We start from the raw sequence: 11250 nt of genomic DNA, 5'->3' as shown, positions 1-11250 counted from the left end.
CAGTTAAAAATTGCACGCGCTGAGTGATTTTACCTGTCATTGTATTAGGTGATGACGCGTTAAACACTTGGCTATATAGCTCCTCAAGCAACTCATCTAAACTATAAAAGTCATTACTACGTGCTTGCTGCTGCGCTAGGCGGTTTAAACGTTGTGCATTTAATAAAAGCGACAAGCTATGCTGCACTGCAACCTCGGGTAATGCCATTGCATCGAGCGTTAATCCTGTGCGCCCAACTATACTCTCGCGCGATTTAGACTCACCATATGCTTTTGGCGGAATTAGCGATAACACAGATTCAGGAAGTAATAAGTTACTTGGCTTAAGCGTTGCAAAAATAGCGTTTACTGCTTCTTGCTGTGTTTTTTTATTAACGACTTGTGCGCCTTTTACGGCTGAGTCGCCGCGTGTTTCGTATTCGTAATCAACACCGGCTATGAGTTTCACTGCAGCCTCAACCTGAAAACGGTGAAACAGATAAAGCGGAACTAGTTTTTCCTCTAATTGCGATAATGAATCGCCCGTTTTAATATTATTAATACCAAACTTCGAAAGCGCTTTTTTACGTACGTCGAGTACTCTTAAAAGTTCCTGCGAAGGATTAGTGCCGTTATCCCATAGATGAGCTGTTGGATGCGCGCCACCTTTAGCACGAGCGTCGCTATCTGATATAAACTCAAGGCCTTTGGCTTTATTTTCTTTTAAAATAGCAGCAAGTTCTGCGCTTTCATCTTGGTTAGTAAAATCGCTATAACCATATTTAATTACCTGGGTATCCCATACGCCCATGCCTGTTGCATAGCCGCGCGTTACATCAAGCTTACCTTGTTCATTAAAACTAAGTAGCGGGTGTGGGTAATCCATTACAGAAGCTCTATCACCTACCGATGCCGCAAAGTTATGAGCAATACCTAACGTGTGACCAATTTCATGCGCACTTAATTGGCGAATACGATCAAGCGCCATTGCTTGCAAGTTTTTAGCAACTTCATTGCCTTTTAAATAAGGAGCAGCGAGTGCTTCAGCTATTAAAATATCTTGGCGAACACGCAATGAGCCAAGTGTTACGTGCCCTTTAAGTATTTCACCTGTACGTGGGTCAATTACAGAACTTCCGTATGACCAACCACGCGTTGCACGGTGTACCCATTGAATGACGTTGTAACGAATATCCATAGGGTCGGCGCTACTTGGCAGCACTTTTACTATAAATGCATTTTTATATCCTGCAGCAGTAAATGCGTCGTTCCACCATTTCCCACCTTCAAGCAAAGCGCTTTTAACGGGCTCTGGAACGCCAGGATCAAGGTAATAAACAATTGGTTTAACAGGTTCACTAATAGGTAAACTTGAGTCCTTTTTAGTTAGACGATGACGCGGTATATAACGCACATACATAGACTCACCAAGCGGCGCTGCGTAATCTTTATGTTCTATACTCCAAAAACCTGATTGCGGATTAAACTTACGAGGCGTGTAGTTATCATCTGGTAATTGAATAAGTGAATGATGCATATGAACAGTAAGCGCATAAGGGTCGGCACTTACTTGGCGAACAAATTCACCTGGTTTTGTGCCCTTAAATGTAAGTACGGCTTCAAGCTCAGTGTTTTTTACAAATGCTTTTGAGCGATTCATATAAACGGCGCTACGTGATTCATCAAGGCTAAAGTTGCCTTGCTTACGTGCAGCAAGTGTGCGGCTTACGCCATGTACATCACTTAATAAATAAGGCGTATAATCAATAAGTGCTGTGGCTTTATCCTCTGCAACCACTTTAAAACCAGCAAGTATACTTGATGCAAACGCTTCTTTAATACTTTGCTGTTCAGCCTTGTTACTTGTATTAGCACGATAGTAAGTATTTACAGCCCGCAGCATTACTTTGTCGCCAAAACGCTCAAACTGCACAAGGTGAGTATTACCAAGCTGACCTCTATCAAGGCCTATATCGTTAGAGCCGATACCGTAAGGCAAGCTTTGCTGCAGTAAAAATTGTTGTTCAAACTTATCAACTTTTAAATATACTTTCCCGTTTTGGGTATCGTAAAAAAACGAATAATAGCCCGGAAAATGATTCATTTGCGTAGTAAATTCATCAATTGACTTAATTGCTGCGTGCGCTTGAGTTATGATAGAGCACAGCACAGTAAAGAATATGTAACTTAGTAGTGGTATTTTTTTCATAATCTTATCTTTGTTATTTGTGTTTTAAGTACGATTAGGTGGTCCCATTATAGGGTGCTATTTAAACAATACAGTTATTTAAGACGAATTTCAGCGCTCTAAGCTAATCTCTCTCACATTATGATTGGTTTTAACACGTTATCAGGAAAATAGAATGCGTAGACTCCCTCCAGTATTACTTGAAGATGGTTGTTCAAGAGAACTTTTATCATTAATTCGAACAGTTTTAGCGGCATGTAAAGAAATTTCGTTTCGCGTTGGTCAAGGCGCGCTTTCTGGCGTATTAGGCTCAACCCTTGATGAAAACATTCAAGGTGAAACTCAAAAAAAGCTCGATGTATTATCTAATCAGCTGTTAAAAGATATTTTACTGGAATCAGGTACGGTTAAAGCAATCGCCTCTGAAGAAGAAGACTACACAGTAGCAGGTAACCCAGACGCTAAATTTATAGTGGCATTTGATCCACTCGATGGCTCGTCAAATACGGATATTAACTCACTTGTGGGTACTATATTTTCTATTATGGAAGCGCCTGAAGGCTCTGACGCTGCTGATCAAAGCATATTTATGCAGCCCGGCCATAAGCAAGTTGCTGCAGGTTACGTACTTTACGGGCCATCAACAATGCTTGCGCTGACTACAGGTAAAGGCACGCGCATGTTTACTCTTGATAAAACACAAGGCAGCTTTTTACTTACACAAGATTTTGCCGAAATCCCTGCTGATACAAACGAATTTGCCATTAATACGTCTAACCAACGCCATTGGCAGCCAGCTATGCAAAACTATATCGATGATTTGCTAGCAGGCGATACAGGCCCGCGCGCTAAAAACTTTAATATGCGCTGGATTGCAGCAATGGTGGGCGATGTACATCGCGTGCTTAGCCGTGGCGGTTTATTTACTTACCCTACCGACACCAAAGATCCTAAAAAGCCAAATAAATTACGCCTACTTTATGAAGCAAACCCAATGGCTATGTTAGTAGAGCAAGCTGGCGGTATCGCATCAACCGGTACCGAGCGTATTATGGATATTCAGCCTGATGCAATCCACCAGCGAGTAGCCGTTATTTTAGGTTCTAAAAACGAAGTAGAAACGTGCTTGGGATATCATAAATAATCGCTTAAAACGGTTGTCCTCAATTTAAAAAACCGCATTCAATTGAAGTGCGGTTTTTTTTAGGTGAGGTTTTACACCTCGCTTTTTAAACAAATCAAACTTTTACTAACGCAACTATTTGAGCAAGCTTTTGATGATTAAGCTCTCCCATTTGCTCGCTATTACTGAGCGCATAAATAAAACCTTCATGCTCAGTACAATCAATGTCATCTCGCGATTCAATTACGTTTGCCCAAAGCTCCAAATCATCTAAGTCTATTTCGTTACTTAAACAGCGTTTAAGCACATCAATTAAAACCTCGGTTGAGAGAGTATAGTGAGCTTTATTGCTATCAGCAGGGCTTGAAACGATAACCGATATAGCTTCGTCCCTTTGCTCTCCAAATGTAATAAATTCAGCTAATGCTTTTTGTGTATTCATAATATTTGTTATTCTTGGCTCACTGTTACTAAAAAGAATTATAATGACTCAACTTAACTGTACTCAATGCCACAGTACTCTAACGTGTAATGTAGACGATATATCAGCGTGTTGGTGCAATGAGCTGCCGGCTATTTTACCGCTTGATATCACAGCAACAAGTTGTTTATGCCGCAAGTGCACGCTTAATAAAATAAATACTTTTTTAGAGGGTGTTTATACACAACCTATTAAAACCCAAATAGACTTTGCAAAGCAATATAGAGGTAACGACAATTTAATTGAAGGGCTCGACTACACCATGCAAAGTGGTTACATGGTATTTAGTAAGTGGTTCTTTTTAAAGCGTGGTTCGTGCTGCAAAAATGGTTGTAAAAACTGCCCTTATGGTTTTAAAAAGTAAAAGCTATTTAATACAACTACGAGCAAACATTGATTTTTATCTTCTCATTTTCTTCTCTTTCACTTCTCCTTGTGAGTAATATTTTTAAATGCAATTATTCACAAAGAGGTTTAGAGGCGCTGTGCTTTTAGAGTAAGCGATTGTATAAAAATAGTATTCAAATACGAGTAAGCACTGGTTTTTACCTTCTCATTTTCTTCTCTTTCACTTCTCCTTGTGAGTAATATTTTTAAGTACTGTTATTTACAAAGAGGTTTAGAGACGCTGCGGCTTTAACGTGAGCAAGCTCTAAACCCACAACACATCTACTTTTCTCCTGTGGCGATGGGTAATGAATCACTTGCACCCCACTCACTCCACGAACCATCATAAACGCTTAAATTACTGTAACCACATTCAGTAGCAAATAGCGCTAAAACACACGCCGTAATACCTGAGCCACAGCTAAACTGTAACTGCCGCGCATCATCAACCACGTCACTAAATATCGCTTTAATTTCGGCAAGTGGTTTAGCTTCACCTTTATTAAGTAAATCCATAAAAGGTAACGAGCGACTATTTGGGATATGCCCGCTACGCATGCCTTTTCGGGGTTCACTTTCCTCGCCTGTAAAACGCTTATAAGCACGTGCATCTAGCAATACAGTGCTGGGCTCATCAATTGCGTCAACCACTTGTTGGCTATTAATAAAATACTCATAATTATAGTTTGCCGTAAAGTCACCTTTACCTAACGATTTGCTATAACCTTGCTGTGTGGCGTAACCGCTCTCTAACCACTTTTTAAGGCCACCACTGAGTACTTTTACGTTGTGATGCCCCATAGCTTTAAACATCCACCACGCCCTTGCTGCGCTAAATAAACCGCCATCTTCGTATACAACTATAAACGAATCGTTATTTACTCCTGCATTTTGCATCACGTGGGTAAACTGCTGCTCGCTGCATACCGTACTTGGTAAGGGATTTGATCTATCGGCCAACTCGTTTTTTATGTCAAAACGTTTAGCGTTGGGCAGCATTGCTTGTGGCGAATAAGTACCCAAAACACCTGGGCGCAGCATACCTGCATCAAATATCACTAATGCAGGATTATTAATTTGCTCGTGTAATTGCTGACAGCTAATTAGGTTTTTCACTACGATTCCTTATCACCATGATATTTAGCAAACTCATCATTACCCGTAAAACGCGCTTCAATCGCTTTAATGTGTTTATCTTCAGTGTGTTTCCAAACGCCAGGAATACAATATACATGTTCAATAAAGCTAAAAAACTTATCCTTTAATAATGTATTTGGTTGCCAGCCCTGCATTACTTCGTTCAGATTTGCTGCAAGCTGCTCTGCAGTGCTCGCATGCTTTACCAAACCCTCAATGTTGTAACAGGCTTGTCCAAGAGTTAAAACTCGTTTATTTAGCAGTAATGCTTCTAAGCCGACCGTTGAATTAATCGTTAATACGGCTTCTGCGCACTTAATCAAATCACTCGTTTGATTTCCATTAGCAAAAATTGCAATCGGATCTTTTTCATAAAGATGAGCGTAATGTTTATGCCACGACGGATGCTCTTTAAAAACCACTTTTAAACTTGGATCATTTAAGCTTTTGACGGCTTTAATCACCTCGTCGTAAAACATGTCCATAGAGTTTATCCACGGAGAAAAGCTAGCTAATTGAGTATCGTGAGGTACTTGAAAAGGCGCAAATATATAGCGTTCTGGCACATCAGCGCACTCAAATTCACAGCGTTTTTTATGATCAGCTCTTGGAATTAAATCTGGCGCACAGAAGTTTAACTTATTTTGTGCGTCAAAATTTAGGTAAAAAGAAGGGTCACGGCTTAACGACGCATTATAGTTAATACCGCTAGGGTCTAAACTACTTGTACCGGGTAGTAAACCATTTTCATAATAAAACTGCTTAACACCTAATGCTTTTGCAGCCATAGCAACGGTAGTATTTGGAAGTTTATTACCGTTCCAAATAACAATGCAGTCAGGATTAGTCTCGGTTAATAAGGCTAAATATTTAGCGTATCGTAATCGTTCGAATAAAACTAACCCTGCACTGTAAACAGCAGTAATAATAGGATTACTCCAGATAGTATTACGTGCTCTTTTGCGTTTTAGCTGAGAGTTAACTACATCAGTAAAATTAACTTGAAACGCATCTTTTAAATACTTAACAGCAGAAAGCTTAGGGGCTCCCATGATATGTAATTGGCAATCCATCGACAATTTTTTGATTATTTTTTTATAGTATTTTGCGTGTACATTTTTGCGAGAGATGAATAGATAAGCCATACAAGCTATATTTGCCAATTATTGTTTTTATGAAATAATTCTAAGTGGACAATGACATCAAAGCAAGGTTCCCTTTACTTAATAATTACTTTAAAGCCTTTATGGCTACATTTTTATAATTTCACCACGAAGTGGTGCCATTCTAGAGAGAATATCGTTTTGCAAACTATGGCTAATGTTCTGCTCATTCATTGCATTTATAAGTAAATCAACCACATGATTAAAGTCTTTCTCTGTAATATGCATACCTGTATGGATTGCTACCATAGAGTCGCCATCGTATGTACATGGGCCTTCTACTAACATACACATATGAGTAATAAACCCTTGGCGAAAGTACGCTATATTGCTGTGTTCAAAGTAATGAATTATCTGCTCGTCATTACCTATTTGATAGATAAAGCTATCAACAATTCTGCCTATCCCCGCTTTACCATCGAGCTTTTGATAAAGCGATAATTGTGTTGAGCTAGCACAACTACAAAGCAATCCTACGCATACTATAAAAATACCAACGCTTTTCATTACCAATACCCTGTTACCGATAAATACCAACCTGTTTGATCGTCAGCCCCTGCAATGCTTCCTAAATCAAGGTAAGCCGCTGTCACACTTACGTGCTTATTAGGCATCCACGCTACAAATAAGTCTTTCCAATCTTGTTCGCCTAAGTTTAAGTTATTTGATTTTTGACGATACTCAACACCTACGGCTACTTCACGACTGAAAAATATAGCTGTACTGCCTTCAAATAGCACTTTACTGCTACCATTTTCTCCACCGTAGCCGAGTAAACCAAGTTGATTAGCTTCGCTGTATCGTGTAGTTACGTTCCAAAACCAGTTATAACCAGCAATAGCCCCTAAATGTAATTTACTAGCAGCGAGGTAGTAGTCAGTGCCGCTAGTATCTTCTGCGCCTACAAGTGTTGCAATACTGCCATCATCCAGTGATTTATGCTGAATACCTAAGCTAAGTTGTGGCCAATCACTGTAAACAATATCGCCGTATAAACGTATTTTAGCACCTGTAATTGATTGCTCTATTTCAGCATCAAGTGCTGGTACATCAAAGCGCTGTTGGGCATAACTGAGCTCAACACGATTAAATAAGTTAAGCTGTGCACCGCACACATCTAGTGTGTAGTCAGTTACATCTGCGCGGCTACAAAAGCCATTTACCGAAAACTCATCATCACTTGCGTATCCCGCAAGTTGTGCCCAAGGTACAATACCACCACCGCCGCTGCCTTCTATCTGGGAGACTCCTGGTGTAGCTAGCAGCTTTCCATTACTTGCAATGCTAGGTAAACTACTTATTAATAACAAACTAGCTAATAAACATTTAATTTTTTTCATAGTATTCCTCCAGCCATTCTTCTAATAGTTCTGCTTTTAAGGGCCTGCTTAAATAATAACCTTGTGCATGGTCGCAATGCATACTTTTAAGTAAATTTAGCGAACCGAGTGTTTCGACCCCTTCAGCTACAACCGAGAAACCTAGCTGATGTCCCAACGTAATTGATGATTGCACTATAAATTGATCTTTTTGCGATTCATCAAGTTTTAGGATAAAGCACTTATCTAGCTTAAGCTCATCAATCGGTAACATTTTTAATCGACCAAGTGATGTTTGCCCTACACCATAATCATCTAATGATATTTTAACGCCAATTGCCTTTAGGTTTTCGAGCGCTTTAATACCTTTTTCTTCGTTTTCGATCATATCGCGCTCAGTAAGCTCAATAGTGATCAGCTTAGAATCTAATTTGTACTTTTTAAGCGTGCGAACTAATGCAGCGTGAAAGCCCGGAAATGCTATGTCTTGCGCAGATACATTTATTGCAGCCTGTAAGTTTATATTTTTAGACTGCCAATCAGCTACTTGTGCTACAACCGTATTAACAACCCACCCAGTAAGTTCAACAATAAGCCCCGACTGCTCAGCTAAGTCAATAAACAGTTCAGGATTAACCCAGCTACCATCTTTTCGCTGCCAGCGAATAAGCGACTCAACTTTATCTATTTTTTGCGATTTCAAATGTAATTTTGGCTGATAAGTCATAAACAATTGACCATCGTCATCACTAATAGCCTGCTTTAGTTCATCAAGCATTATTAAGCGCTCTAAGTGCGCTTCGTCTTCGCCATTTTGATAGTAATGTATGCTCTCTTGTGTGTTGGCAGCACTTTCAACTGCAATTAGCACACGGCGCATTAAGTCATCACTTGCAATACCTTGTGTAGGATACTGCACAATGCCTGCACTAAAGCGTAAGTTAATTTTGAGTGTTTGAATGGTGTAGCACGCTTGTAATTGTGCCATTAAGCCAACAATACCGCTTTTGTGTTCACGTGCTGCCGCAGTCGGAAACACAGTTAAAAACTCATCGCCGCCAATACGGGCATGAAAGCCCCCTAACTCATCCGAAAACTCACTTATTCTGCAAGCAACTGCCTTTAGGCAGTCATCACCAATGCGCGGACCGAGCTTATCGTTTATATGGCGAAGACCTTTTATGTCTATTGCAACGAGCGTGTACTCGGCTGATGAATCTAACTCATCATCAAGCACCTCAAGCATGGCTGAGCGGTTATAAAAGCCTGTTAGGGAGTCGTGTCTGGCTTGAAAGCTAATTTGTTGCTCGCGCTGATTAATATCATTACCCATGCTATCAAACGCTGCGACTAGCGTGTCTATTTCGGTACTTTGCCTTTGGCCTTTAAATTCAAATGCATAATTACCTTGTGCAAATTGCCTTGCTATTACAGCTAGTTGAGTAAGTGGCGTAGTTAAATTATTTGCAAATATGCTGCTCGTAATAACACCTACAAACATAGTTAAAATAGCTAAAATAATAAGTGTAAAAAGCAGTTTTTCGAAGTCACTATAACTTTGTGTTAAATCGGCACTCAGCAAAATAATTATGGGATGGGTCAACAACGATGGTAAATCTATTTCTCGGTTACGAAACACTAAATACTCACCAAAAAACCGCGATGTGGTTACGGTACTAAAATAGCTAACAGGTTCAAATTGCTCAGGACGATTAGCTAATGAGCTAATAACAATATCGTCAGCACTGCCTATAAAACTTACATCCATGCCTGTTAAGCTTTTTAGTTCATGGGCTACATTGTCGTCAATTTTAAAGCCCACCAAACTATAGGCTACTGTACGTGGCGCTTTTACAGGTAATAAAATAATTTGATACAGCTCGTTATTAAGCACCACAAAACTAGACTCTTCTGGCGCACTTAAAAGCTCTTCCATCAAGGGCTTTAAGTTGTGTGCAAAAACGTCTTCGTCAGTATTGGCGGAAATTAGCTTACCCGATAAATCAAGTAACAACATTAATTCGGCATCAATACGCTGACTGTGATTAAACAACACGCTGCTGATTGTACCTGCATCTCGCGTTGCTACAGCTTGCTTAAAACCAAAATCGGAGGTGAGTACTTTTGCAGCGGTTAACAGTAGGCTTTCTTTTGACTTTAAATATTGCTTATAAACATTTTGCGCTACGGTAATATCTTGATTTACTTTTTCTTCTTGAAATTTACTCGTAGACCACCAAAAACTAAACAAGCTGACCATAGTGGTTAATAACACTAAGCCAACACATAAAATGGTTATGCGATTTCGTAAACTATTAGTCATTACCAGCCTTAAACTTACTACCAAAGGTATTTCTGGGTGCTGGAGTTGATGTGTTTACTGTTATCTGTAACTGTTTTTGAGAATTAATTGTTATCATTTTTTTATTCTCCAATGGTGCTGTTTGTAATGGATGCCACACACTCACTTGTGCAGGCAGTGTATTAATAGGCAAATTTACATAGCCTTTTTTATCTGTTTTATATACGAATTCGCTGTTAGCTACATAAATATAGCCAACCATAGAGTCATGTATATTACACCCCAAAACAACAACCCCTTGTTGCTCAAACGTAATGGGCTCTTTTGGTTGGCCTGAATATAATCTTAGTTGAAAAGGCTTAGCTTGTGAAAAAGAATAAACATGATGGCGAATATTATCGCTGTTAGGAAAGTTAACTTTTTGACCCTGTTGTACAACTAATAATTCGGGTAAAAACTGCTTATGGACTTGATCCATTATAGCAATGGGCAAATTTGATGGTGTGGCTTGTTTACCAGCAATATTAAGCTCAACCACAGCACCTGATAACTTTTGGCCGTGTTGATCTTCTATTACTAATTCAACATTTGCACTTAAAGCAAACTGACTAAAAAACAAACCTATAGCTAAAAAGTAATGACTTTTAGCAAACTTTTGCAATGCCCGTTCAAACATAACAATACCTAAACATTAATATTAGGTTAAGTTAATTAGAGACGAGCACTAATTGCAAGAATTATAGCCCAGTAACTAAAAATAAAGATTTAGTTACTGGCTTTATTAGCACTTAAGTGCTGTTATTTAACAATTAATCCGTAATCGTTATCTAAAATAGTAATAACTTCTTGGCGAGGATCTTCAGGGATCACGATATCTCTGCCAACAATTTTACTCGCTATGCCAACATAGGTATTTGACACTTCAAGCATTACTGATTCTGGTAAAATATAATCTTTAGCTAACTGCTCACGCTCACTCATGCGATCTTTATTTAATAATACGTCGCTCTCTGGCACGTTATTAATCAGTAATTGACGAAAGCCTTCTTTAGAATTTTCAACAATTTTACCGTCTTTGTAAGCGGCTTCATCCCAAATACGTGACGAATCAGGCGTGCCTACTTCATCAATATATATAAGCTGTTGCGCGCCATTTAAATCCTCTACATAA

The 11250-nt window shown here is 39.2% G+C and carries 11 protein-coding genes; 2 read left to right on the top strand and 9 right to left on the bottom strand.

Going from position 1 to position 11250, the window contains the following annotated elements; translation table 11 throughout:
- Window positions 1-2188: zinc-dependent metalloprotease (locus H5072_RS03710; protein ID WP_182692741.1), on the bottom strand; the 2188-nt coding region annotated here is incomplete at its 3' end.
- Window positions 2189-2342: 154 nt separating this feature from the next.
- Here H5072_RS03710 and H5072_RS03705 point away from each other — a divergent pair.
- Complete coding sequence (locus H5072_RS03705; RefSeq protein ID WP_182675695.1) at window positions 2343-3311, top strand: class 1 fructose-bisphosphatase; 969 nt, start codon at window positions 2343-2345, stop codon at window positions 3309-3311.
- Window positions 3312-3405: 94 nt separating this feature from the next.
- On the opposite strand, the gene H5072_RS03700 is transcribed toward H5072_RS03705, so the two are convergent.
- Window positions 3406-3732 (bottom strand): hypothetical protein, encoded by a 327-nt coding sequence (locus H5072_RS03700; RefSeq protein ID WP_024596017.1) that lies wholly within the window; start codon window positions 3730-3732, stop codon window positions 3406-3408.
- 43 nt (window positions 3733-3775) lie between these two features.
- On the opposite strand from H5072_RS03700, the gene H5072_RS03695 reads away from it, so the two are divergent.
- Window positions 3776-4135 (top strand): DUF5522 domain-containing protein, encoded by a 360-nt coding sequence (locus tag H5072_RS03695; protein WP_024596018.1) that lies wholly within the window; start codon window positions 3776-3778, stop codon window positions 4133-4135.
- 305 nt (window positions 4136-4440) lie between these two features.
- On the opposite strand, the gene H5072_RS03690 is transcribed toward H5072_RS03695, so the two are convergent.
- The 7 genes from H5072_RS03690 to H5072_RS03660 form a co-directional block, all read right to left on the bottom strand.
- A complete protein-coding gene (locus tag H5072_RS03690) occupies window positions 4441-5274 on the bottom strand; it encodes a sulfurtransferase (protein WP_182692740.1) in 834 nt (277 codons plus the stop codon).
- Window positions 5274-6440, bottom strand: a complete 1167-nt coding sequence (locus tag H5072_RS03685) for a capsular biosynthesis protein (protein WP_182692739.1) — start codon at window positions 6438-6440, stop codon at window positions 5274-5276. The genes H5072_RS03690 and H5072_RS03685 overlap by 1 nt, the downstream gene beginning before the upstream one ends.
- Before the next feature lie 105 nt (window positions 6441-6545).
- Window positions 6546-6965, bottom strand: coding sequence for a group 1 truncated hemoglobin (locus tag H5072_RS03680; RefSeq protein WP_007581961.1), 420 nt, complete (start codon window positions 6963-6965; stop codon window positions 6546-6548).
- Window positions 6965-7798: a DUF3034 family protein gene (locus H5072_RS03675; protein ID WP_182692738.1), complete on the bottom strand. Its 834-nt coding sequence runs from the start codon at window positions 7796-7798 to the stop codon at window positions 6965-6967. Before H5072_RS03675 ends, H5072_RS03680 begins: the two co-directional genes overlap by 1 nt.
- The gene (locus tag H5072_RS03670) at window positions 7785-10100 is read right to left on the bottom strand and encodes an EAL domain-containing protein (RefSeq protein ID WP_182692737.1); all 2316 of its coding nucleotides are present in this window, start codon (window positions 10098-10100) and stop codon (window positions 7785-7787) included. The genes H5072_RS03675 and H5072_RS03670 overlap by 14 nt, the downstream gene beginning before the upstream one ends.
- Window positions 10093-10755 carry a methylamine utilization protein gene (locus tag H5072_RS03665; protein WP_182194018.1) on the bottom strand — a complete coding sequence of 221 codons (663 nt, stop codon included), beginning with the start codon at window positions 10753-10755 and terminating at the stop codon, window positions 10093-10095. The genes H5072_RS03670 and H5072_RS03665 overlap by 8 nt, the downstream gene beginning before the upstream one ends.
- Window positions 10756-10877: 122 nt before the next feature.
- The coding region (locus H5072_RS03660) for a phosphoribosylaminoimidazolesuccinocarboxamide synthase (protein WP_310735870.1) at window positions 10878-11250 on the bottom strand (373 nt) is incomplete at its 5' end.

This window comes from Pseudoalteromonas sp. SR45-5, from assembly GCF_014163565.1.
Lineage (GTDB): Bacteria > Pseudomonadota > Gammaproteobacteria > Enterobacterales > Alteromonadaceae > Pseudoalteromonas > Pseudoalteromonas distincta.
This window is presented reverse-complemented; position numbering and strand designations above follow the sequence as displayed.